Source organism: Burkholderia seminalis (genome assembly GCF_001718535.1).
Taxonomy (GTDB): Bacteria; Pseudomonadota; Gammaproteobacteria; order Burkholderiales; family Burkholderiaceae; genus Burkholderia; species Burkholderia seminalis.
This window is the reverse complement of the sequence record NZ_CP013398.1, coordinates 1,736,041-1,760,132: the sequence shown is the minus strand read 5'-3', so window position 1 is coordinate 1,760,132 and position 24,092 is coordinate 1,736,041. Positions and strand designations below refer to the sequence as shown.

19 protein-coding genes are annotated in these 24,092 nt (G+C 66.6%); 1 reads left to right on the top strand and 18 read right to left on the bottom strand.

Annotation, left to right across the window (positions count from 1 at the left end; genetic code table 11):
• Window positions 1–19: 19 nt before the first annotated feature.
• Genes WJ12_RS08015 through WJ12_RS08005 form a run of 3 tightly spaced genes read right to left on the bottom strand, consistent with a single transcriptional unit; the run spans window position 20 to window position 3,140 of the window.
• Window positions 20–1,132, bottom strand: a complete 1,113-nt coding sequence (locus WJ12_RS08015) for a polyamine ABC transporter substrate-binding protein (protein ID WP_049031075.1) — start codon at window positions 1,130–1,132, stop codon at window positions 20–22.
• Window positions 1,133–1,142: 10 nt separating this feature from the next.
• Window positions 1,143–2,057 carry an N-carbamoylputrescine amidase gene (gene aguB / locus WJ12_RS08010; RefSeq protein WP_059557758.1) on the bottom strand — a complete coding sequence of 305 codons (915 nt, stop codon included), beginning with the start codon at window positions 2,055–2,057 and terminating at the stop codon, window positions 1,143–1,145.
• Between the two features lie 45 nt (window positions 2,058–2,102).
• Window positions 2,103–3,140: an agmatine deiminase family protein gene (locus WJ12_RS08005; protein ID WP_059557759.1), complete on the bottom strand. Its 1,038-nt coding sequence runs from the start codon at window positions 3,138–3,140 to the stop codon at window positions 2,103–2,105.
• A 101-nt stretch (window positions 3,141–3,241) separates the two neighbouring features.
• Here WJ12_RS08005 and WJ12_RS08000 point away from each other — a divergent pair, with 101 nt between their 5' ends.
• Window positions 3,242–4,171, top strand: a complete 930-nt coding sequence (locus tag WJ12_RS08000) for a LysR family transcriptional regulator (protein WP_059557761.1) — start codon at window positions 3,242–3,244, stop codon at window positions 4,169–4,171.
• Between the two features lie 75 nt (window positions 4,172–4,246).
• Here WJ12_RS08000 and WJ12_RS07995 read toward each other — a convergent pair whose 3' ends face one another.
• The 15 genes from WJ12_RS07995 to cysT form a co-directional block, all read right to left on the bottom strand.
• The gene (locus tag WJ12_RS07995) at window positions 4,247–5,551 is read right to left on the bottom strand and encodes an MFS family transporter (RefSeq protein ID WP_034186945.1); all 1,305 of its coding nucleotides are present in this window, start codon (window positions 5,549–5,551) and stop codon (window positions 4,247–4,249) included.
• Window positions 5,552–5,785: 234 nt separating this feature from the next.
• Window positions 5,786–7,465 (bottom strand): SpoVR family protein, encoded by a 1,680-nt coding sequence (locus WJ12_RS07990; protein ID WP_049029302.1) that lies wholly within the window; start codon window positions 7,463–7,465, stop codon window positions 5,786–5,788.
• Window positions 7,462–8,730 carry a YeaH/YhbH family protein gene (locus tag WJ12_RS07985; RefSeq protein WP_034186947.1) on the bottom strand — a complete coding sequence of 423 codons (1,269 nt, stop codon included), beginning with the start codon at window positions 8,728–8,730 and terminating at the stop codon, window positions 7,462–7,464. The genes WJ12_RS07990 and WJ12_RS07985 overlap by 4 nt, the downstream gene beginning before the upstream one ends.
• A gap of 125 nt (window positions 8,731–8,855) precedes the next feature.
• Window positions 8,856–10,778 (bottom strand): PrkA family serine protein kinase, encoded by a 1,923-nt coding sequence (locus WJ12_RS07980; RefSeq protein ID WP_034186948.1) that lies wholly within the window; start codon window positions 10,776–10,778, stop codon window positions 8,856–8,858.
• A gap of 546 nt (window positions 10,779–11,324) precedes the next feature.
• Window positions 11,325–13,094, bottom strand: a complete 1,770-nt coding sequence (locus WJ12_RS07975) for a methyl-accepting chemotaxis protein (protein ID WP_059557865.1) — start codon at window positions 13,092–13,094, stop codon at window positions 11,325–11,327.
• Window positions 13,095–13,396: 302 nt separating this feature from the next.
• Window positions 13,397–14,326: a ribokinase gene (rbsK, locus tag WJ12_RS07970; protein ID WP_059557763.1), complete on the bottom strand. Its 930-nt coding sequence runs from the start codon at window positions 14,324–14,326 to the stop codon at window positions 13,397–13,399.
• Window positions 14,323–15,354, bottom strand: coding sequence for a LacI family DNA-binding transcriptional regulator (locus tag WJ12_RS07965; RefSeq protein WP_034186950.1), 1,032 nt, complete (start codon window positions 15,352–15,354; stop codon window positions 14,323–14,325). The genes rbsK and WJ12_RS07965 overlap by 4 nt, the downstream gene beginning before the upstream one ends.
• A 35-nt stretch (window positions 15,355–15,389) precedes the next feature.
• Complete coding sequence (locus WJ12_RS07960; RefSeq protein WP_059557765.1) at window positions 15,390–16,409, bottom strand: ABC transporter permease; 1,020 nt, start codon at window positions 16,407–16,409, stop codon at window positions 15,390–15,392.
• Window positions 16,406–18,019, bottom strand: coding sequence for a sugar ABC transporter ATP-binding protein (locus WJ12_RS07955; protein ID WP_069245626.1), 1,614 nt, complete (start codon window positions 18,017–18,019; stop codon window positions 16,406–16,408). Before WJ12_RS07955 ends, WJ12_RS07960 begins: the two co-directional genes overlap by 4 nt.
• A 145-nt stretch (window positions 18,020–18,164) precedes the next feature.
• Window positions 18,165–19,115: a sugar ABC transporter substrate-binding protein gene (locus WJ12_RS07950; protein ID WP_059557769.1), complete on the bottom strand. Its 951-nt coding sequence runs from the start codon at window positions 19,113–19,115 to the stop codon at window positions 18,165–18,167.
• Window positions 19,116–19,428: 313 nt separating this feature from the next.
• On the bottom strand, window positions 19,429–19,815 hold the full coding sequence (locus WJ12_RS07945) for a DUF805 domain-containing protein (RefSeq protein ID WP_059557770.1): 387 nt from the start codon (window positions 19,813–19,815) through the stop codon (window positions 19,429–19,431).
• A gap of 332 nt (window positions 19,816–20,147) precedes the next feature.
• On the bottom strand, window positions 20,148–21,074 hold the full coding sequence (locus WJ12_RS07940) for a CysB family HTH-type transcriptional regulator (RefSeq protein ID WP_034186954.1): 927 nt from the start codon (window positions 21,072–21,074) through the stop codon (window positions 20,148–20,150).
• Window positions 21,075–21,149: 75 nt separating this feature from the next.
• The gene (locus WJ12_RS07935; RefSeq protein WP_034186955.1) at window positions 21,150–22,208 is read right to left on the bottom strand and encodes a sulfate/molybdate ABC transporter ATP-binding protein; all 1,059 of its coding nucleotides are present in this window, start codon (window positions 22,206–22,208) and stop codon (window positions 21,150–21,152) included.
• Window positions 22,209–22,221: 13 nt separating this feature from the next.
• On the bottom strand, window positions 22,222–23,163 hold the full coding sequence (gene cysW, locus WJ12_RS07930; RefSeq protein ID WP_034186956.1) for a sulfate ABC transporter permease subunit CysW: 942 nt from the start codon (window positions 23,161–23,163) through the stop codon (window positions 22,222–22,224).
• A complete protein-coding gene (gene cysT / locus WJ12_RS07925) occupies window positions 23,160–24,053 on the bottom strand; it encodes a sulfate ABC transporter permease subunit CysT (RefSeq protein WP_059557772.1) in 894 nt (297 codons plus the stop codon). Before cysT ends, cysW begins: the two co-directional genes overlap by 4 nt.
• Window positions 24,054–24,092: the final 39 nt, after the last annotated feature.

Sequence of the window (24,092 nt, the reverse complement as noted above, 5' to 3'; positions counted from 1 at the left end):
ATTGTTTCTGCGCGGGCCGTCACGGCCGCGCGGTCTTGAAGCCGAGCCAGGTGCGGCCTTCCAGGCGCATCGCGGCCGGCGATTCGGCGATCGGCGTGAACAGTGTGCGCCGCGTCGCCTCGTCCGGATAGATGCCCGGATCGCGCACCAGTGCCGGGTCCATCAGCTTCAGCGCGCCCCGGTTCGCGTTCGCGTAGCGCGTCGCATTCGAGATCTTCGCGATCACGTCCGGACGCAGGATGTAGTCGATGAACGCGTGCGCGTTGTCCGGATGCTTCGCCGATGCCGGAATCACCATCGCATCGAACCACATCAGGCTGCCGATGCGCGGGATGTCGTACACGATGTCGCGCTTCGGATCGCGCGCCTTCGCCTTCTGCGCGGCCAGGTTGATCGCACCGGAGAAGCCGACCGTCACGCACAGCTCGCCGTCGATCAGCGCGTCGGCGTCGGACGAGCCGACGAACTGGCGGATGAACGGCCGCACCTTCATCAGCATCGCCTGCGCGGCCGCGTAATCCTGCGCGGACGGCCGCATCGGGTCGCGGCCGACGTAGCGCAGCGCGAGCGGCAGCACCGTGCTCGCGGAGTCCTGCAGGCCGAGCCCGCATTGCGCGGCGACGCGCGCCGCGATCGCCGGGTTGAACAAGAGGTCGAGGCTGTCGGCCGGCATGTCCTTGCCGAGGATCGCGCGCACCTTCGCGCGGTCGTAGCCGACGCCCACGGTGCCCCACATGTACGGCACGCCGTACTGGTTGCCGGGATCGGACTGCGCCATCTGCTTCAGCAACGACGGGTCGAGATACTTCAGGTTCGGCAGCCGGCCCTTGTCGAGCTTGCGGTACACGCCGGCCTGGATCTGTCTGGCCATGAAGTCGTTGGTCGGCCACACGAGGTCGTAGCCGCTGTTGCCGGTCAGCAGCTTCGACTGCAGCGTCTCGTCGCTGTCGTACGCGTCGTAGCGCACCTTGATGCCGGTTTCCTTCTCGAACGCGGCAATCGTGTCCGGCGCGAAATAGTTGCTCCAGTTGTACAGGTTCAGCACGTTCTCTTCGTCGGCGCGGGCCGCACCGGCCAGCACGCACAGCGCGAGGCCCGGCACCGCGATGCGCAGCCATCCTTGGTGTTTCATCGCGAATCCCTCATCGATAACAGGACGACACGCCGTCGCTGGTCAGCAACGTGCGGTACATCTCGGGGCGGCGATCGCGAAAAAAGCCCCACGATTGCCGGTCGGCGCGGATCGCGTCGAGGTCGAACGTCTGCACGAGCACGGCTTCGTCGGTGCGGTTCGCCTCGGCCCGCTTCTCGCCGGTGTGATCCGCGATGAAGCTCGACCCGTAGAACACGCCGGTCAGCCCCTGCTGCCGCGGATTGCCGTTGCCGATGCCGACTTCGCGGCCGATCCGGTTCGCCGCCACGACCGGCACCATGTTGGCCGCCGCGTGACCCTGCATCGTGCGCTGCCAGTGGCCGGCCGAATCGAACGCGCTGCTGAACGGCTCCGAACCGATGATGGTCGGAAAGCACAGGATCTCCGCGCCCATCAGCGCGAGGCTGCGCGCCGTCTCCGGATACCACTGGTCCCAGCAGATGCCGATGCCGATCCGCCCGAAACGGGTGTCCCACACCTTGAAGCCGGTGTCGCCCGGTGTGAAATAGAACTTCTCCGTATAGCCCGGCCCGTCCGGAATATGCGTCTTGCGATAGACGCCGAGGACGCGCCCGTCGGCGTCCGCCACCGCGATCGAGTTGTACGCGGCATTGCCCGCGCGCTCGAAGAAACCGATCGGCAGCACGATGCCGAGCTCGCCGGCCAGCGCCGCGAAACGGGCGATCTGCGCGTTGCCTTCGAACGGCTGCGCGTGTTCGAGATGACGCACGTTCTGGTCGAGGCAGAAGTACGGCATCGCGAACAGTTCCGGGCACAGCACGAGATTCGCGCCCTGTGCGGCGGCCGCGCGGATCAGGCGCTCCGCGGTGGCCATGTTGTCTTCGAGATTCCAGCTGCCCGACGCCATCTGCACGGCGGCGACGGTGATGTGTTTGGACGGCATTGCGTTGCTCCTCGGTGAAACCGGAAACCGCTGACGAAACGTCGCTCAGTGCGCGACGGACGGCTGCTGCTGCGTCGAACAATGAATGCTGCCGCCGCCGATCGACAGCGTCGGGATCGGCAGCATCTGCACCTTGCGCGTCGGGAACGCGCGGCTGAACGCATCGCGTGCGGCCTCGTCCTGTTCGACGCCGAACGCGGTCACGATCACCGCGCCGTTCACCAGGATGTAGTTCGCGTAACAATCGCAGTAGCGCTCGGAGCCGAAGCGTTCGCCGACGATCGGCGACGGCAGGTCGAGCAGCTCGAAACGGCGCCCCGCCGCATCGGTCGCGAGTTCCAGCGCACGGCGGTTTTCGCGCATCACGCGGAAATAGTCGCCCTGCTCGGGCGCTGCGGTCTGGCACAGCATCCGCCCCGGCGCGACGAACGACGCGATGCCGTCCACGTGCCCGTTCGTCTCCACTTCGTCGGGGTTGCCCGGCAGCCACACGATCTTCTCGACGCCCAGCATCCGGCGCAGCTCCGCCTCGATCTCCGCACGGCTCAGGTGCGGGTTGCGATTGGGATGCAGCAGGCAGCTTTCGGTCGTGACCAGCGTACCCTGCCCGTCGACGTAGAACGAACCGCCCTCCAGCACCATGTGCGAATTGAAGATCTCGGCGCGGGCCGCACGCGCGATGTCCTGCCCGGCCTGCTGGCAGCCGTCGTACGGCTGGTACTTCTCGCCCCAGCAGTTGAAGCGGAACACGGCCGCGCCGAGCCCGTGCCGTTCGCTGACGAGGAAGATCGGCCCGCAATCGCGCAGCCAGTTGTCCTCGGCCGCGACCGGCAGCACGTCGACGCTCGGGCCCACCAACTCGCGCGCGGCATCGGCCTGGCTGTGGTGTACCGCGACCACGCAGCGCTGGTAACGCGCGATCGTCCGCGCGACCAGCGCGAATTCGCGGCAGACCTGCGCGTAATGCGCCCCCCAGAGGTCCTCGCGATTGTCGAGCACCGGCCATCCGAGCCACGTGGCGTGCATGGATTCCCATTCGGCGGGCATCCGGTAACCGCGCTGGCGAGCATCAAAGCGACCCATCGATCCGACTCCGTTGTGATTGATGAGCGATTTTCCGTCAGGTTAAACTTGATGAATATTGATATTTATTGGCTTGATCAATCAATTCACCTCATATCTCGATGCAACGCGTTCCGTCCCTGAAACTGCTGAGCGGCTTCGAAGCCGCGGCCCGGCTGGGCAATTTCTCGCGCGCAGCCGATGAACTGCACCTGTCGCAATCGGCGATCAGCCATCAGATCCAGCAACTCGAAGCGCAGCTCGGGCAGCCGCTGTTCCGCCGGCGCGGGCGCGGCGTCGAGCTGACCATTGCCGGCGAGGTCCTGCAGCGCAGCGTCCAGCGCGCGATGGACACGTTGCGCGGCGGCCTCGACCGCATCGCGACCTACCTGAACCCGGGGCTCGTCGTGCTGGTGTGTCCGGCGCCGTTGCTGCACGGCTGGCTGCAGCCGCGCCTCGATCAATTGCAACAGGCGCTGCCGGACCTGTGCCCGCTGTTGTCGACCGACGAAACCGCGCGCTACGTCGACGAGATCGACGTCGACATGACGATCGGCACGCGGCCGATGCTGCAGCCGGGCCTGGTCGATATCCCGTTCATGCGCGACGAGTGGGTGACCGTGTGCGCGACACCGCTCGCCGAGACGCTCGCCCGCGTGCCGCGCGCCGAACACGCGCGGCACGCGGGGCTCGTCTGCCTCGAAGCGAGCCTGACCGACGAGCGCATGGCGACCGTCTTTCGCGAACGACTGTCGGACTTCCGGATGCAGGCGATCTATGACGACCAGCGGCTCGTGCTGGACGCCGTGCAGCGCGGCCGCGGCATTGCGTGCCTGCCGCGCCTCGTCGCGCAGGCCGGCCTCGACCAGCACGCGCTGACCGTGCTGGCCGACTACCCGCGCCTGCCCGGCACCACGTGGTGGCTGTCGCGGATGGAAGGCCCGTCGCGCTCGCCGATCGTCGGGCAAATGTTCGACTGGCTGGTCGAGCAAGGCATCCGGTCGAGCGTGGCGGCCCCGGCGCCCGACCACGCGAAGCCACCGTCCGCGTGAGCGCGCGCACAAAAAAAAGTCCCGCCGATGGGCGGGACGTTCGTCACGATGCCGGGGTGCGCAACGCGCCGCCGATCACGGCTCGTGACGCAGATACCCTTCCTTGCTCGGGTCGCGCATCCGCCACGACACGATCAGCGAGATCGCGCACAGGGCGGTCACGTACCAGTAGAAGGTTTCCTCGCTGCCGATCGACTTGAACCACAGCGCGACGTACTCGGCCGAGCCGCCGAAGATGGCGTTCGCCACCGCATACGACAGGCCGACGCCCATCGCGCGCACTTCGGGCGGGAACATCTCGGCCTTGATGAGGCCGCTGATCGACGTGTAGAAGCTGACGATCGCCAGCGCGACCGTGATCAGCACGAATGCGGCCACCGGGCTCGTCACGTCCTTCAGCGCATGCATCAGCGGCACCGTGCCGATCACCGCGAACGAGCCGAACAGGATCATCGACGTACGACGGCCGATCTTGTCGGACAGCGCGCCGAACACCGGTTGCATCAGCATGTAGACGAGCAGCGCGACGGTCATCACGTTGCTGGCCGTCTTCGCATGCATGCCGGCCGTGTTCACGAGGTATTTCTGCATGTACGTCGTGAACGTGTAGAAGATCAGCGAGCCGCCGGCCGTGAAACCGACCACCGTGAAGAACGCGCCCTTGTGCTGCCACACGCCGCGGATCGTGCCGGCGTCCTTCTTGTCGCGCGAAGCGCTCGTCGACGTCTCGTCGAGCGATTTCCGCAGGTACAGCGAGATCAGCGCGGCCGCCGCGCCGACGACGAACGGAATGCGCCAGCCCCACGCCTTCAGTTCGCCGGCCGACAGCGTCTGCTGCAGGATCACGAGCACGAGCAGCGCGCACAGCTGGCCGCCGATCAGCGTCACGTACTGGAACGACGCGAAGAAGCCGCGGCGCCCCTTCAGCGCAACCTCGCTCATGTAGGTCGCGCTCGTGCCATATTCGCCGCCCACCGACAGGCCCTGGAACAGGCGCGCGACCAGCAGCAGCGCCGGCGCGAGCGCGCCGATCTGCGCGTAGGTCGGCAGCACCGCGATCACCAGCGACCCGCCGCACATCATCAGCACCGAGATCATCATCGCCGCGCGACGGCCGTGACGGTCGGCGATGCGGCCGAACAGCCAGCCGCCGATCGGACGCATCAGGAAGCCGGCGGCGAACACGCCGGCCGTGTTCAGCAACTGCGTCGTCGTGTTGCCGCTCGGGAAGAATGCCGGTGCGAAGTACAGCGCGCAGAACGAGTAGATGTAGAAGTCGAACCACTCGACGAGGTTGCCCGATGAGGCGCCGACGATGGCGAACACGCGCCGCCGGGTGTCGTGCGCAGACAGCGCAGCTTGGTCGGTCTGGACATCCATGGGTTGGTCTGTTCCTTTTAGTGCTTTCTGGGCGAGACGGCTGTGGGCCGCCGCGTGCGGTCGCATGTGGCACCGGTTCCGGTGCCCGACGCTACGGGATTTTAGCGAAATGTAAAGTAACAGGCGCTCCGGGTTCGTCCGGATGTAGAAAAATTTTCTCCCGCCGCGCGTTCGTCATATGAAAACGCCAGCCGTCAGGCTGGCGTCCGATGCAAACATTGCCGAAGACACCGGTCAAACGCGGATCTCCGGCGGCACGTAGCGGCACTCGTAGCGCTTGCGCACGGTGCCGGCCTCGTCGACGCTTTCGAGATACACGTCGAACTGCCAGAGCCGCGCCATGTGCTTGAGCACTTCGTCGCTGTCGCTGGACAGGTGGCGGTTGTCGGTCATGAAGTGACGCAGCGTGAGGCTGCGGTCGCCGCGCGTGTTGACGGCCCACACCTGGATGTTCGGCTCGCGGTGATGGATGTCGTACTGTCGCGACAACGCCTGCCGCACGTACTGGTAGCCGGAATCGTCGTGGATCGCCGAGACCTCGAGCGAATCGCGCATGTCGTCGTCGAGCACCGAGAAGAGGCGCATCTCGCGGATCAGGTTCGGCGACAGGTACTGCGCGATGAAGCTCTCGTCCTTGAAGTTGCGCATCGCGTAGTGCATCGCCGGCAGCCACGGGGTGCCCGCGATCTCCGGGAACCACTTGTAGTCCTCCTCCGTCGGCGCCTCGCAAATCCTTCGGATGTCGCTCATCATCGAGAAACCGAGCGCATACGGGTTGATCCCGCTGTAGTACGGCTTCGTGACGGGCGGCTGGTAGACCACGTTGCTGTGCGAATGCAGGAACTCCATCATGAAGCCGTCTTCCAGCTTCCCCTGGTTGTACAGCGTGTTCAGCAGCGTGTAGTGCCAGAACGTCGCCCAGCCTTCGTTCATCACCTGCGTCTGCCGCTGCGGGTAGAAATACTGGCCGATCTTGCGCACGATGCGGATCACTTCCCGCTCCCACGGCTCGAGCAGCGGCGCATTCTTCTCCGCGAAATACAGCAGGTTCTCCTGCGGCTCGGGCGGATAACGCTCTTCCTGCTCCTCCATCAGCTCGGGCTTCTTGCCCGGCAGCGTGCGCCACAGTTCGTTCACCTGCGACTGCAGGTACGCCTCGCGCTCGCGCCGCAGCGCCGCTTCCTTCGACAGCGACGGTTTTTGCGGGCGCTTGTAGCGGTCGACGCCGTAATTCATCAGCGCATGGCACGAATCGAGCAGTTCCTCGACGCGATCGAGGCCGTAGCGCTCCTCGCATTCCGCGACATAGTTCTTCGCGTACACGAGATAGTCGATGATCGCGTGCGCGTCGGTCCACAGCCGGAACAGGTAGTTGCCCTTGAAGAACGAGTTGTGCCCGTACGCCGCGTGCGCGATGACGAGCGCCTGCATCGTCATCGTGTTCTCTTCCATCAGGTACGCGATGCACGGATTCGAATTGATGACGATTTCGTACGCGAGGCCCATCTGGCCGCGGCGATAGCTCTTCTCGGTCGCGAGGAAGTGCTTGCCGAACGACCAGTGACGGTAGTTGACGGGCATCCCGACCGACGCGTACGCATCCATCATCTGCTCGGCGCTGATCAGTTCGAGCTGGATCGGGTAGATATCGAGCTCGTACTGTTCGGCGACCTGCGAGATGTGCGTGTCGTACTCCTCGAGCAACTCGAACGTCCAGTCGGACGGGCACGGCAGCGGCTTGCGTTCGGCAACGTTCATACGCGCTTCCTTCTGCCCGGAACCGGGCAAGTCGGCGGCCGGCGGCGGCGGTTCGGCCTGCGCGCGTTGCTGCACTGCGTCAGGGCCGGCCGGGGCGTCGCCGGAAGGGCGCGGCTCGTAGCCGCGCGACTCGTTGTGCAGATGGCGGGTTGTCATGACGTTTCCACCTGCTTTTCGAACAATTCGCGAAACACCGGGTAAATGTCGGCAGCCGATTCCACTTTTTTCATCGCGAGATGCGGCTGCGACAACGCCAGTTGCGCGTATTCCAGCCACAGGTTCTGCTCTTCCGGCGCGACCTGGATATACGCGAAGTAACGCGTCTTCGTGAGGATATCCTCTTCCAGGATTTTGCGACACTTGGGCGAATCGTCGGTCCAGTTGTCGCCGTCGGACGCCTGCGCGCCGTAGATGTTCCACTCGGTCGGCGAGTAGCGTTCGTCCATCACCTTGCGCATCAGTTCGAGCGCGCTCGACACGACCGTGCCGCCGCTCTCGGTCGAATGGAAGAAGGTGTCCTCGTCGACCTCCTCGGCGCGCGTGTGGTGACGGATGAACACGACCTCGATCCGTTCGTAGTTGCGCTTGAGGAACAGGTACAGCAGGATGAAGAAGCGCTTCGCGAGATCCTTGCGCTGCTCGTCCATCGAGCCCGACACGTCCATCAGGCAGAACATCACGGCCTGGCTCGACGGCTGCGGCTGCTTCACGCGGTTGATGTAGCGCAGGTCGAACGGATCGATGAACGGAATCCGCCAGATGCGCCCTTTCAGGTGATGGATCTCGGCCTCGAGCGTCGCGATTTCGGTGCGGCGGTCCTCGGGGTCGTTCTTCAGTGCCTCGAGTTGCGCTTCGAGTTCGCGCAGTTCGTTGACGAGCGGCGAGCCGAGCGCGATGCGCCGGCCAAGCGCGCTGCGCAGCGAACGCACGACGTCGATGTTGTTCGGCGTGCCTTCCGCCGACCAGCCCGCGCGCACGTTCTTCCAGCTCGGCACCGTCAGCAGATGCGTCTTCACGAGGCGCGGCAGTTCGAGATCGTCGAAGAAATACTGCATGAACTCGTCGCGCGACAGTTCGAACACGAAGTCGTCCTGCCCTTCGCCTTCGTTGCTCGCCTGACTGCCGCCGCCGCCCGAGCCGCCCTGCGGGCGCGGGATCTTGTCGCCGCGCACGTAGTCCTCGTTGCCGGGGTGCACGTACTCACGACGCCCGCCAGGCGCGTGCCGGAAATTCGGCTCCGCGATGTCCTTGCGCGGGATCGTGATGCTCTGCGTGCTCTGGATATCCTTGATGCTACGGTCGCGCACCGCGTCGGACACGGCACGACGAATGTAGTTCTTGACGCGACGCAGGAAGCGTTCGCGATTGGCGATGCTCTTGTTCTTGCCGGCCAGCCTGCGGTCGATGATTTGATGAAGCACTCCCGGTCTCCCGCTCGAATGTCGATATGCCGGGACGCTCGCCGCACATGCCGTCTCCCGTCATGCGGGCGGCGTCTCTGAAAGTGCCCGTACGGACTCGCCGTACGGGCGCGGAACCGCGCGCGTCATGACGACTTGCGCACGCGCAGGTACCAGTCGCAAAGCAGCCTCACCTGCTTCGGCGTATAGCCCTTCGCGACCATCCGGTTCACAAAGTCCTCATGCTTGCGCTGCTCTTCCGCCGAACCCTTGGCGTTGAACGAAATCACCGGCAAAAGTTCCTCGGTGTTCGAGAACATCTTCTTCTCGATCACGACGCGCAACTTCTCGTAGCTCGTCCACACCGGGTTCTTGCCGGCGTTCGCCGCCCGGGCGCGCAACACGAAGTTCACGATCTCGTTGCGGTAATCCTTCGGATTGCTGATGCCCGCCGGCTTCTCGATCTTCTCCAACTCCGCGTTCAGCGCGGCGCGGTCGAAGCTTTCGCCGGTATCGTGGTCGCGGAATTCCTGATCCTGGATCCAGAAATCCGCATACGTGACATAACGGTCGAAGATGTTCTGACCATATTCCGAATACGACTCGAGGTAGGCCGTCTGGATCTCCTTGCCGATGAACTCCGCGTAGCGCGACGCGAGCACGTCCTTCACGAAGGACAGGTACTTCTGCTCGATTTCCGGCGGGAACTGCTCGCGTTCGATCTGCTGTTCGAGCACGTACATCAGGTGCACGGGGTTCGCCGCGACCTCGCTCGAATCGAAGTTGAACACGCGCGACAGGATCTTGAACGCGAAGCGGGTCGACACGCCGGTCATCCCTTCGTCGACGCCCGCGTAGTCGCGATACTCCTGGTAAGACTTCGCCTTCGGATCGGTGTCCTTCAGGTTTTCACCGTCGTACACCTGCATCTTCGAGAACAGGCTCGAATTCTCCGGCTCGTGCAGGCGCGACAGCACCGAGAACTGCGACATCATCTTCAGCGTGCCCGGCGCGCACACGGCTTCGGCCAGCGACGAGTTGCGGATCAGCTTCTCGTAGATCTTGGTTTCTTCCGACACGCGCAGGCAATACGGCACCTTCACGACGAAGATCCGGTCGAGCAGTGCCTCGTTGTTGCGGTTGTTGCGGAACGCCTTCCACTCCGACTCGTTCGAGTGCGCGAGGATCACGCCGTCGAACGGAATCGCGCCGAAGCCTTCGGTGCCCTTGAAGTTGCCTTCCTGCGTCGCGGTGAGCAGCGGATGCAGCACCTTGATCGGCGCCTTGAACATTTCGACGAATTCGAGCAGGCCCTGGTTCGCGAGACACAGGCCGCCCGAGTAGCTATAGGCGTCGGCATCGTCCTGCGCGTACTGTTCGAGCTTGCGGATGTCCACCTTGCCGACCAGCGACGAGATGTCCTGGTTGTTCTCGTCGCCCGGCTCGGTCTTCGCGATGCCGATCTGCCGCAGGATCGACGGATAGCGGCGCACCACGCGGAACTGGCGGATGTCGCCGTTGTATTCGTGCAGGCGCTTGACGGCCCACGGACTCAGGATGCTTTTCAGGTAGCGGCGCGGGATGCCGTACTGTTCCTCGAGGATCGGGCCGTCTTCGTCGTAGTCGAACAGCCCGAGCGGCGATTCGTTGACGGGCGAGCCCTTCAGCGAATAGAACGGCACGCGCTCCATCAGTTGCTTCAGACGCTCGGCGATCGACGACTTGCCGCCGCCCACCGGGCCCAGCAGATAGAGGATCTGCTTCTTCTCTTCGAGCCCTTGCGCGGCATGGCGGAAATACGCGACCACCTGCTCGATCACTTCCTCCATTCCGTAGAACTCACGGAACGCCGGATAGACCTTGATGACCTTGTTCGCAAAGATGCGCGACAGGCGCGGATCGTTGCGGGTGTCGATGTGTTCAGGTTCCCCGATTGCTGCCAGCATGCGTTCACCAGCCGTCGCGTACGCGGATGGATCGTTCTTGCAGAGCGCGAGATACTCCTCCAGCGAGAGCTCTTCCTCTCGCGTTTTTTCGAAGCGGTTCGCGAAGCTGCTGTAAATATCCATGCTACCTCCCTCGCCTAAGTCTGAAGACGTGCCTGCCTTCGTACGACTGCGCAGAAGCAAGCGCGTTCGAATTCATCCTAAACCCTTTCTTATTTTTTTTCACGAACTCTTCGTATGAAGTTCGTCATTCTCGACAACATCGCTTTGACAACGCATTTCGTCGTTTTACAATCGATCTCCCGAGCCGCAGAAACTGCATCCGCCACCTCTCGTCGAACGACGAAACGTCTTGTGCGTTGGAGACATCCGACGTCGTCACCGCCTCCCTTCATCCCTATACGTTCGAGCAGCCGCGTGCGATGACACGCCGCGTGCACCGTTACAAATTTTTTTCGCAGCGCCCTTACGGAGATACCCGTACGACGGATGCGGGAACATGACGCGCACGCCGCCGCGCATCGATCGATGCGGGCCACGCGATGCACGCGGCGATACGCGATCGTGCGTTCGCACCCGTCACGTCGCGTCCGCCGCGCAAACGACGACGCCCGCATGTCGCGGGCGTCGTTCGTCACCAAATGGGGATAGATGCGCGGCACGCGCGAATCAGAAGGTTTCCCAGTCGTCACCGCCGGCGGTGGCGGCAGCCGGTGCCGGCGCGGCAGCGGCCACGACGGGCTTGCGCGCGGGCATCGGGGCGGCCGTGCGCTGCGGCGGTGCATCGCGATCGTCGCGCGCGGCCGGCTGCACGGGCGCGGCAACCGCGGCGGAAGGCGAGCGCGGAACGTGCGTCACGCGACGCGCCGCAACCGGCGCGACGGCGCGCGCCGTTTCGTCGTCGAGCTGGAATACCGCCGCCGTTTCGCGCAGGCGCCCGGCCTGCTCGTCGAGCGACTGCGCGGCGGCGGCGGCTTCCTCGACGAGCGCCGCATTCTGCTGCGTGACTTCGTCCATCTGCGCCACGGCGCGCGCGACCTGGTCGATCCCGCCGCTCTGCTCCTCCGACGCCGCCGCGATCTCGCCCATGATGTCGGTCACGCGCTGCACCGCGCCGATCACGTCGCTCATCGTGCGCCCGGCTTCGTCGACCAGCGTCGACCCCGTCCGGATACGCTCCACCGACGCGTCGATCAGCGCCTTGATTTCCTTCGCCGCGCTCGACGAGCGTTGCGCGAGGCTGCGCACCTCGCCGGCGACGACCGCGAAGCCGCGGCCTTCCTCGCCCGCACGCGCGGCTTCGACGGCCGCATTCAGCGCAAGAATGTTGGTCTGGAACGCGATTCCCTCGATGATCGCGATGATGTCGGCGATCTTCGCCGAGCTGTCGTTGATCTCGCCCATCGTGCCGACGACCTGGCCGACCACCGTATTGCCCTTGTTTGCAATCTCCGACGCATTCGCGGCCAGCGCGCTTGCCTGGCGCGCATTGTCCGCGTTCTGCTTCACGGTGCCGGTCAGCTGTTCCATGCTCGACGCGGTTTCCTGCAGCGCGGCGGCCTGCTCCTCGGTGCGCGACGACAGATCGATGTTGCCGGCCGCGATCTGGCGCGCCGCGGTCGCGATCGACTCGCTGCCGCCGCGCACGGTGCGCACCGTATCGACCAGCCCGCGCTGCATCTTCGCGAGCCCTTCGAGAAGCTGGCCCATCTCGTCGCGCCGGTCCACGACGATCGGCCGGCGCAGGTCGCCGGCGGAAATCGCGTCGAAATGCGACAGCGCGTCGGCGATCGGGCGACCGATCGCGCGGCTCAGCGCCACCCATGACAGCAGTGCGGCGCCGACACCGGCCAGCAGCGCGACGATCGACAGTACGCGCAGCGTGTCGAACACCGATTCCGCTTGATCGAAGAGTACTTGCGCATTGGTGAACTGGAAGTTGCGCAGCGCTTCGCCGGCCACCGAGAGGTCGGTATAGAGCGCCTGGAGCTGCTTGGCGCCGTCGCCGAAGCGATCGCGCTGGTCCGCCCCGAGCAGGCTCGCGAACGCGTCACAGGCGCGCTGCAGCGCCACGCGCTTCGCGGCGACGTCCTGCGCGAGCCGGTCTTCCTCGGGGCCGCGCGGCAGCGCGAGGTATTTCTGCCACCAGGCGTCGGACTGCGCGCGCATCGCGCGGCTGCGCTCGACGGCGGCCGCCGACTCGGGCGTGCCGGCCAGCAGCGCCGCGCGGTCGAGTGCGAGCCGTTCGCGTGCCGAAAACATTTCCGCGACCGCCACGTCGACCGCGCTCGGCATCTGGTTCGTGAAAATCTCGCGCGTCGACACGTTCGAACGCGTCATCCCGTACAGCCCGAGCACGCCGGTTACGCCCAGCAGCATCGCCAGAAACGCCATCGTCAAACCGATGCGCGCACGAATCGTCAGGTTCCTGAACACCATCATCCATCCTGTATTGCGTCGTCATGAACGGGCCGGGCCCGTTGGCTGGAAGCATTGCTTCACTTGTTGCATTTACGACTGCGCGACGCACAACTTGATGGTTTTGGCGTGATTTTTTCGAATTATTCGTCTGTATATTACAAATAGCTGAACGAATGATGCAAATTCGGGCCAATTCGAGAAATGGATGGGCGGGAAGACCCGGCGACCTGCGGGCACGTTGCCGCAAGCGCGACCGGCCGGCTGGCCCGTCGCATGAGACGGCCGGCCGAGATCGGGAAACGGAAACCGGCGATCCGGCCCTAGTCGGCCAGTTCGGCGCGCGTCGGAATCGACGGCTGCGCGCCCGCCCGCGTGACCGACAGCGCCGCCGCGCGTTGCGCGAAGCGGATGGCCGCATCGACATCCGCGCCGGCCGCGAGCCGTGCGGAAAAACCGCCGATGAAGGTATCGCCCGCCGCCGTCGTGTCGACGGCCTGCACGACCGGCGCCGGATAGTGCCGCGCGACGCCGTCGGCCGTCAGCGCGAGCACGCCGCGCGCGCCGAGCGTGACCAGCACGTTGCGCGCGCCGCCGGCCTGCAGCGCACGCGCGGCGGTTTCCGCCTCCGCCGGGTCGCGCACCGGCAGCGCGGTCAGCGCGGCCGCCTCGACCTCGTTCGGGATCAGGTAATCGACGAGCGGCAGCCAGCCCGCCGGCAGCGGCGCGACGGCCGGTGCCGGATTGAGCACCACCGTGCGGCCGAGCCGCCGCCCGGCCGACAGCGCCGCGAATACGGCGTCCGGCGGCGTTTCGAGCTGGCAGATCAGCACGTCGGCCGACGCCAGCGCGGCCTCGTGCCGTGCAACCGTCGCGGGCGTGACCTCGCCGTTGCCGCCCGCGACGATCACGATCGCGTTCTGGCTCGCGTCGTCGACGACGATCAGCGCGACGCCGGTCGACGCCGACGCGCTCGTCGCGAGCCCGGTGCAGTCGATGCCCTCGGCTTCCAGGCCCGCGCGCAATGCCGCGCCGTGCGCATCCGCGCCGACGCAACCGATCATCGCGACCTGCGCACCGAGCCGCGCGGCGGCGACGGCCTGGTTGCCGCCCTTGCCGCCGGCCGCCTGGGCAAACGCATGCCCGGCGAGCGTTTCGCCCGGCAGCGGCAGCCGCGGCGCCCGCACGACGAGATCCATGTTGAGGCTGCCGACCACCGTGACGCGGCCGGCACCCGCTGCGGGCGCCGTCATGCGCGGCCGCCCGACGCGGGCGGCTCGCGATAGACCGCCGTCGACTCGCGCAGCACGAGGCGCGGCGACACCACGCGACGACGGCTCGGCACGGCCGTCGAGCCGCCGCCGATCCGCTCGATCAGCGTCTGCGCGGCCATTTCGCCGAGCGCGCGCACCGACTGGCCGACCGTCGACAGCGCGGGATACGTGTAGCGGGAAAACTCGATGTCGTCGAAACCGATGATCGAGCAGTCGTCGGGCACGCGCAGCCCGCGCTCGGCCGCCGCGCGCAGCGCGCCGACGCCCATCAGGTCGTTGCCCGCGAAGATCGCGCTCGGCCGCACCGATTCGAACAGCCGCGACGCCGCGTGATAGCCGCCGAGGCACGAGAAGTCGCTTTCCGCGATCGCGCCCGGCACGATGTCGACGCCGCGCTCGGCCATCGCGCGGATGAAGCCGTGCACGCGCATCGCGCTGACGGCCGTGTCGGTCGGCCCCGTGATGCAGCCGATCTTCGCGTGCCCGAGTTCGAGCAGGTGGCGCGTCGCGAGGTACGCGCCGCGCTCGTGGTCGATCTGCACGAGGTCGGCCGCAAGCCCCTCGATGTTGCGGTCGACGACGACGAGCGGCGCATGGATATCCGCGAGCGTCTGTGCGAGCACCGCATCCTCGCCGGCCGATGCGACGATCAGCCCGTCGATGCGCTTTTCCTGCAGCACGCGCAGGTAGTTGCGCTGCTTCACGGGATCGTCGTCCGAATTGCAGAAGAACACGCAATAGCCGTTGGCCGCGCACTGATCCTCGATGCCGCGCGCAAGCTCCGCGAAGTACGGATTCGTGCTGTTCGGCACGACGAGGCCGATGGTCGCCGTCGCCCGCGCCTTCAGCGAGCGCGCCACGGCCGACGGCACGTAATTGAGCTCGCGGATTGCGCCCTCGACCTTCGCACGCACATCCGCGGACACCGGCCGCGAATTGTTCACCACGTGCGAGACGGTCGTAAACGACACGCCCGCCATGGCTGCCACATCCTTGATCGTCGCCATTTCCCGTTTCTCTCTGGTCTGTTCTGTCTGTCTTTCTACCGCGCGCGCGCGCGCCGGCTGCGATACGTATCGAGCACGACGGCCACCACGATCACCGCGCCGGTGATGATCCGTTTCGTCGGCTCGTTCGCCCCGATCTGCGCCAGCCCCGCGGCCAGCACGGAGATGATCAACACGCCGAAGAACGTGCTGATCACCGAGCCGCGCCCGCCCATCAGGCTCGTGCCGCCGATCACGACGGCCGCGATGACCTGCAGTTCGAGACCCGCGCCCGCGTTCGGATCGGCCGCCTCGAGCCGCGAAATCTGGAACAGCGACGCAAGCCCCGCGAGCGCCCCCATCAACGCGAATACGAGAATTTTATACGGACGCGGGTTAACCCCGGCAAGTCGGACGGCTTCTTCGTTCGTGCCGATCCCGACGAGGTAGCGCCCGAACACCGTGCGCGTGAGCACGAACTGGGCCGCGATCATCACCGCGACCGCGATCAGGAACGCCGGCGAGATGCCGAGCGCGATCGGGTTCGACAGGAAATCGAACGCGTCGCCGATATACGCCGTCCGCGAATTCGTCAGCTGGTACGCGAGGCCGCGCGCGGCCTCCAGCACGCCGAGCGACACGATGAACGACGGAATCCGCCAGCCGACCGTGACCGCCCCCGTCAGCGCCCCCGTGACGGTCGCGACCGCGATCCCGATCAGCGCGGCCGGCAGCGGCCCCCACTGCCATTTCAGCGCGGCGACGCTGACCATCGACGCGGCGAGCGCGAGCACCGAGCCGACCGACAGGTCGATCCCGGCGATGATCAGCACGAAGGTCATCCCGACCGACATCACGACGAGATCGGGAATCTGGTTCGCGATCGTGCTGAACGTATCGTAGGTCAGGAAATGCGAGCTCAACACCGAAAACAGCGCAATCATCGCGGCGAGCGCACCGGCGAGCCCGAGATAGTTCGACAGGCCGAGGCGCGTGCCGGACAGCGTGCGCGCGCGGCGTCCCGTCACGTCCTGCTGGGCGCCTGCGTCGGTCGGGGATACGGGAGGCTGGGTCATTGCTGGGGTCCTGTCGTCGAATTGCCGGGGGCGGCGCCTGGCGCCTGCCCCGCGTCCGGATGTTGCGCGCCGCCCGGCGGCGTCTCGCGGCCGAAGCCGGCGAATGCCGCGGCCAGCAGCGCATCCTGGGTCCAGTTGCCGCGCTCGAACACGGCGGTCATGCGGCCGGCCGACATCACGCCGATCCGGTCGCAGATCAGCATCAGCTCGCGCAGGTCGCTCGACACGACGACGAGCGACCGGCCTTCGCGCGCGAGCGCGCCCATCAGCGTGTAGATCTCGAATTTGGCGCCGACGTCGATCCCGCGCGTCGGCTCGTCGAACAGCAGCACGCCCATGTCGCGGGCGAGCCAGCGGCCGATCACGACCTTCTGCTGGTTGCCGCCCGACAGCTCGCCGACCGCCTGCCCCGCACCGTGCGTGCGGATCCGCAACGCGTCGATCTGCTGCTCGGCAAGCGCCGTCTCGCGTGCGGCATCGACGATGCCGCCGCGCGCGAGCCGGTCGAGCTGGCCGAGCGACACGTTCGCGGTGATCGACTGCGACAGCAGCAGCCCTTCACCCTTGCGATCCTCGGTAATCAACGCGATGCCCAGCTTCACCGCGTCGACGGGGGAATCGATCTTCGCCGGCTTCGGCGGCTGGCCGACCGCGATCATCCCCGCATCCGGCGTATCGGCGCCGTAGATCAGCCGCAGCAACTCGGTGCGCCCCGCGCCGATCAATCCCGAAATGCCGAAGATCTCGCCCGCGCGCACCTCGAGCGACACGTCGCGCACGGCCGTCCCGCGCGTGAGCCCCGATACGACGAGCCGCGGCGCGCCGATATGGCGCTCGCCGAGCTCGATCTGCTCGCCGATCTCGCGCCCGACCATCAGCGTGACGAGCCCGTCGGACGTCGTCGCGGCCATGTCGCCCGCGTGCACGAGCCGGCCGTCGCGCAGCACCGCGACGCGCTCGGCGACGCGCGCGAGCTCCTCGAGACGGTGCGAGATATAGACGATCGCGACGCCGCGCGCCTTCAGCCGGTCGATCTGCTCGAACAGCAGCTCGACTTCGCGTGCGGTCAGCATCGCGGTCGGTTCGTCGAGAATCAGCACGCGGCAGTCGCCGATCAGGTTGCGCGCGATCTCGACCATCTGCTGATGGCCGATGCCGAGTGCGCCGACCGGCGTATCGGGATCGACCGCATCGAGCCCGACCTGCGCCATCGCGGCCCGCGCGTCCTCGCGCAGCCGCGCGCGATCGATGATCCCGAAGCGCCGCGGCAGGCGGTTCAGGAACAGGTTTTCGGCCACCGTCAGCGTCGGCAGCAGGTTCAGCTCCTGCATCACCATGCGCACGCCGAGCGCCTCGGCCTGCGTGCGGCTCGCCGGCGCGTAGGCGTGGCCGCCGAGCTGCATCGTGCCGGTGGTCGGATCGACGAGCCCGCCGATGATCTTCGACAGCGTGCTCTTGCCGGCGCCGTTCTCGCCCGTCAGCGCGAGCGCCTGGCCCGCCTCGAGCGTCAGCGTGACATCGGCGAGCACGGGTTCGCCATAGGTCTTGCCGATGCCGGATACGGACAGCACGGGTTGGGCTGAACGGGAGGGTTGGAAGGTCGGTTCCATCGCGATCCTGATTGCGGCCGCGCGCACGCGGCGCGCGGGTATGACGCTCACAAGTGCATGTGCATGCAGTGGCCGTGATCGCGCTCACTCCGGATAACGGCCGCCACGCCGGATTCTTGAGGGCGGCGGCCGGACCGGAGTCGCGTTACTTCGTCACGAGATCCACCGGCGTCTCGACCACGCCGGACATGTCGGCCTGCTTGCGATGCTCGGCGATCGCCTTCAGCGCCGTGTCGATGCCGAATACGGCCTGCTTCGCCGCGTACTGGTCGGCGGTCGCGAGCACGCGGCCGTCCTTCAGCATCGGCTTGATCGCGTTGATGTTGTCGTAGCCGACCACGAGCACCTTGCCCTGCTTGCCGGCCGCGCGCACGGCCGACACGGCGCCGATCGCCATGTTGTCGTTGCCGCACAGCAGCGCCTTCAGGTTCGGGTATTCGTTGAGCATCGCGGCAGCCACCGCATTGCCCTTGTCGATTTCCCATTCGCCCGACTGCACGGACACCACCTTCATCCCGCCCGCCTTCATCGCGTCCTGGAAGCCGGCCGTGCGCTGCTGCGCGTTGGTCGTCGTCGACACGCCTTCGACGATGCCGACCTGGTCGCCCGCCTTCAGCCGCTTCGCGAGGTAGTCGCCGATCTTGCGCGCCCCCTTGCGGTTGTCCGGGCCGACGAACGGCACGTTCAGGCTCTTCGACTTCAGCACGTCGGGATCGAGCCGGTTGTCGATGTTCACGACGACGATGCCCGCATCGACGGCTTTCTTCACGACCGGCACGAGTGCCTTCGAGTCGGCCGGCGCGAGCACGATCGCATCGACCTTCGACACGATCATCTGCTCGACGATGCGGATCTGGTTCGCGGTGTCGGTCTCGTCCTTGATGCCGTTGGTGATCAGGTCGAACTGATTCGCGTTGTGCTTCTGGTAATCCTTCGCGCCGGTTTCCATGGTCAGGAAGAACTCGTTGGCGAGCGACTTCATCACGAGCGCGACCTTCGGCTTGGCCGCGGACTGCGCGTGGACGGCCGGGGCGGCGGCGACCGCGACGGCGGCGAGCGCGGCGGTCAGGAAGCGACGGCGAAAGCGGACATTCATACACATCTCCTGGCGACTGGCCCGTCGGGCCGGACTGTTGTTTTAATGTGAGCAAACGTTTGCGCCACACTACCCGGGCAATGGCCATCAATGCTGCTGTCGGTACCACGGAATGGAAGCGAGGCAGACGGCCGACTGCCTGGCGCGTGCTGTCGTTGACGCGCCACCGCCGGCGGGACGCCGGCGGAGTGAAGGCTATGCTGTACCGATTCGCTTCGCCGCGCAACCTGTCTGATCAATATTTAAGGGTTTATTCGGAGTGTGCGATCGGGCTGCACGACGCGCAAATGCGACAGTCGCGGCTTGCCGCGCATCACGCAGGGTCCTGCGGCGCAGGTGTCGCTTCATCGACCGACGGCGGCTCGCCGAAACGGTTCGCATGCGGCGTACCGGCGATGAAACCGTTCATCACGAACAACGCGATCGCACCGACGATCGGCACGACGAGCAGCAGCACCCACCATCCCGACTTGTCGATGTCGTGCAGCCGTTTCACGGTAACCGCCAGCCACGACCACGTTGCCACGACGGCGATCGCGCCGGCGACGAGCACCACTGCCAGCGGCAGATCGTCGTCCGGTGAGCCGCGCGAACCGGCATCGAGGAACGCGCCGATCAACCCGGAAACCAGCGAGTAGATCCACCACGGCAGGCGCTCGGTCCGGCCTTTGAAGGAAAAGAGAAACCATGTCGGATTCATTGCTCGCCCCTTCGTCGTGCGGCGTGAACGCCCGCCATCAGACCATGCACGCGCATTGAATCATATCTTCCGAATCATGGCCCGGCCGGGAGGCCGAAACCGGATCGACGCGTTCGCCCGTGCCGTTTCTGGTTGTTCTGTCGGCAGGAGAACGCATGCTGAACGCCGCATCCGGCGAAGGGCCCGGCCGGGAGCGGCGGGCACAGCCGATGGTTCGATGAATCAGGTCATCGCGCCGGCGGCCATTTCGCCGCCGCCGGATGTTCGGTGCCGTGCGCGCACGGCGCGCCATCCGCGGCAACGGCCCGGACGGCGCGCGAGGCGCGCAACCGTCAAACGGCTTCGCGCAACAGCCCCGCGATTTCCGCTTCGTTCAGGTGCGGCGCGAACATCTCGATCAGCCGGTACGCATAGGCGCGCAGGAACGCGCCCTTGCGCAGCCCGACGCGCGTCGTGCTCGCCTCGAACAGGTGCTGCGTATCGAGCGCGACGAGCCCTGTGTCGCGCTGCGGATCATAGGCCATCGCGGCGACGACGCCGATCCCCATCCCGAGTTCGACGTAGGTCTTGATCACGTCCGCGTCGATCGCGGTCAGCACGACGTCCGGCACGGCGCCCGCCTGCGTGAACGCCTGGTCGATGTGCGAGCGGCCCGTGAAGTCCTGGTCGTACGTGATGATCGGATACTCGGCGATTTCCTCGAGCGTCAGGTTCTCGCGGCCGACGAGCGGATGGCCCTTCGGCACGACGACCGTGTGATGCCACGAATAGCACGGGAACGTCACGATGTCCGGATAGCGGTCGAGCGCCTCGGTCGAGATGCCGAGATCGGCTTCGCCGTTCAGGATCATCTGCGCGATCTGCTGCGGGCTGCCCTGGCGCAACGCCAGATGCACCTTCGGGAACACCTCGGTGAACTGCCGGATCACCTTCGGCAGCGCGTAGCGCGCTTGCGTGTGCGTCGTCGCGACGACGAGGTGGCCGCTGTCCTGGTCGGCGAACTGGCGCGCGACGCGGCGCAGGTTCTCGGCGTCGAGCAGCATCCGCTCGATCAGCTGGTGCACCGCCTTGCCGGGCTCCGTGAGCCCCGTCAGCCGTTTGCCGCGCCGAATGAAGATGTCGACGCCCAGTTCATCCTCGAGATCCTTGATCTGCTTCGACACGCCCGACTGCGACGTATACAGCACGTTCGCGACTTCCGTCAGGTTCATGTTCTGGCGCACCGCTTCGCGCACGAACCGCAATTGCTGAAAATTCATGGGTATGCCTCTTAGGCTGTCGTTGTTTGATTGTCGATTCGGAGCATGTCCCGCCCCCTGCCCTGTATTGTCTCGTCAACGCGCGGGAAAGACACGCACCGCGCGCGGCACGGCCGTCGCACCGTCGCCGACCTGCAGCGACAGCGCACGCCATGCATCGCGATCCAGTTCCGCCTCGAGCGCGCCGCCCGCGCGCGCCTCAAGCTCCACGCGCACCGAACCGCCGAGCGGGATCACGCGGCGCACGTCCACCGCGATGCCGTCCCGGTGCCCTTCGCCCGCCGGCCACAGCTGCAGGTCGTGCGGTCGCACGTAGGCATTCGCGGGGCCCGCGAAATCGGCGTCGACCTCGATCGGCGCGGCCGCGCCCTCGGCCACGAAGCCGCGCCCGGCCACCGTGCCCGGCAGCCGGTTCGCCGCGCCGAGGAACTCGTACACGAACGCGCTTTGCGGATGATCGTAGACGTCCTGCGGGCTGCCGACCTGCTCGACGTGGCCGCGGTTCAGCACGACGATGCGGTCCGCGACTTCCAGCGCCTCCTCCTGGTCGTGCGTGACGAAGATCGTCGAGATGTGCAGGTCGTCGTGCAGCCGGCGCAACCAGCCGCGCAGCTCCTTGCGGACCTTCGCGTCGAGCGCGCCGAACGGCTCGTCGAGCAGCAGCACCTTCGGCTCGACCGCGAGCGCGCGGGCGAGCGCGATACGCTGGCGCTGGCCGCCCGACAGTTCGGACGGATAGCGCTGCGCGAGCCAGTCGAGCTGCACCAGTTTCAGCAACTCGTGCACCTTCTCGCGGATCACGGCTTCCGACGGCCGCTCGCGGCGCGGCTTCACGCGCAGCCCGAACGCGACGTTCTCGAATACGGTCATGTGGCGGAACAGCGCGTAGTGCTGAAACACGAAGCCGACCTGGCGGTCGCGCGCGCCGACCGACGCGACGTCGAGCCCCTGCAGCACGACCTGGCCGGCGTCCGCGTGCTCGAGGCCCGCGATCACGCGCAGCAGCGTGGTCTTGCCGCAGCCGGACGGCCCGAGCAGCGCGACCAGCTCGCCCGGCGGAAAGTCGAGCGATACGTTGTCGAGCGCCGTGAAATCGCCGAAGCGCTTCTGAAGGTTACGGACGGTGATACCCATTCTGGTTGCCTCTTTACGATTTCGACGAAACGGCGGCGGGGCCGGCATGTGCGGGCGCGGTGTCGCTCGCGCCGGCCAGTTCGGCGGCGAGATGACGCTCGGCGATCAGCTTCAGCGCGAGCGTGACGAGCGCGAGCAGCGCGAGCACCGACGCCACCGCGAACGCCGCCGCGAAGTTGTATTCGTTGTACAGGATCTCGACGTGCAGCGGCATCGTGTCGGTCTGGCCGCGGATATGGCCCGACACGACCGACACCGCACCGAACTCGCCCATCGCGCGCGCATTGCACAGGATCACGCCGTACAGCAGGCCCCACTTCACGTTCGGCAGCGTCACGCGGCGGAAGATCTGCCAGCCCGACGCGCCGAGCACGCGCGCGGCCTCCTCCTCGTCGGTGCCTTGCGCCTGCATCAGCGGGATCAGCTCGCGCGCGACGAACGGGAACGTGACGAAGATCGTCGCGAGCACGATGCCCGGCACCGCGAAGATGATCTGCACGTCGTGGTTCTGCAGCCACGGCCCGAGCCAGCCCTGCGCGCCGAACAGCAGCACGTACACGAGGCCCGAGATCACCGGCGACACCGAGAACGGCAGGTCGATCAGCGTCGTCAGCAGCGCCTTGCCGCGGAATTCGAACTTCGCGATCGCCCACGACGCGCACACGCCGAACACGAGGTTCAGCGGCACGGCGATCACGGCGACGGTCAGCGTCAGCTTGATCGCCGACCACGCGTCGGGATCGGCCAGCGATTCGAGATAGAAGCCGACGCCCTTGCGCAGCGCCTCGACGAACACCGCGGCGAGCGGCACGACGAGGAAGAACGCGAGGAACGCCAGCGCGATGCCCGTGAGCAGCCAGCGCACGACGCGCGACTCGCTGACGGGATCGAGCCGTTTCGTGGCGCGCACGGCCGGCGACGGGGTTTTCAGCACGACGGTGGCCTCCTGGCTCATTGCTGGCCTCCTGCCGCGACGGCGGCGACGGTGACGGGCGCGGGGCCGCTTGCGCCCTTGCTCGTCCGCCGCTGCAGATACCACTGCAGCGTGTTGATCAGCAGCAGCATCAGGAACGACACGACCAGCATCACGACCGCCAGCGCGGTCGCGCCCGCGTAGTCGTACTGCTCGAGCTTCGTGATGATCAGCAGCGACGTGATCTCGGATTTCATCGGCACGTTGCCGGCGATGAAGATCACCGAGCCGTATTCGCCGAGCGCACGCGCGAACGCGAGCGCGAAGCCGGTGAGGAGCGCCGGCAGCACGGCCGGCAGCACGACGCGGCGGAACGTGAGCCAGCGCGACGCGCCGAGGCATGCGGCCGCTTCCTCCTGCTCGCGCTCGAAATCTTCGAGCACCGGCTGCACGGTGCGCACGACGAACGGCAGCCCGATGAAGGTCAGCGCGACCAGCACGCCGGCCGGCGTGAACGCGATCTTGATGCCGAGCGGCGCGAGATACTGGCCGACCCAGCCGTTGGTCGCGTAGACGGCCGCGAGCGAGATGCCGGCGACCGACGTCGGCAGCGCGAACGGCAGGTCGACGATCGCATCGACGAGGCGCTTGAACGGGAACGTGTAGCGCACGAGCACCCACGCGACGAGGAAGCCGAACACGGCGTTGATCAGCGCGCCGCCGAGCGCGGCCGAGAACGTCAGCCGGTACGACGCGAGCACGCGCGGCGACGTGACGGCGGTGACGAACTGGTCCCACGACAGCGTCGCGGTCTTCAGGAACGTGGCGGCGAGCGGGATCAGCACCACGAGGCTCAAATAGGCCACCGTGATGCCGAGTGTCACGCCGAAACCGGGCAGCGCGCTCGGCTTGCGAAAGGTGTACGTCGTCATCGGATGCTCTTGCTGGGTCGATGCTGCTCACGGGTCCGA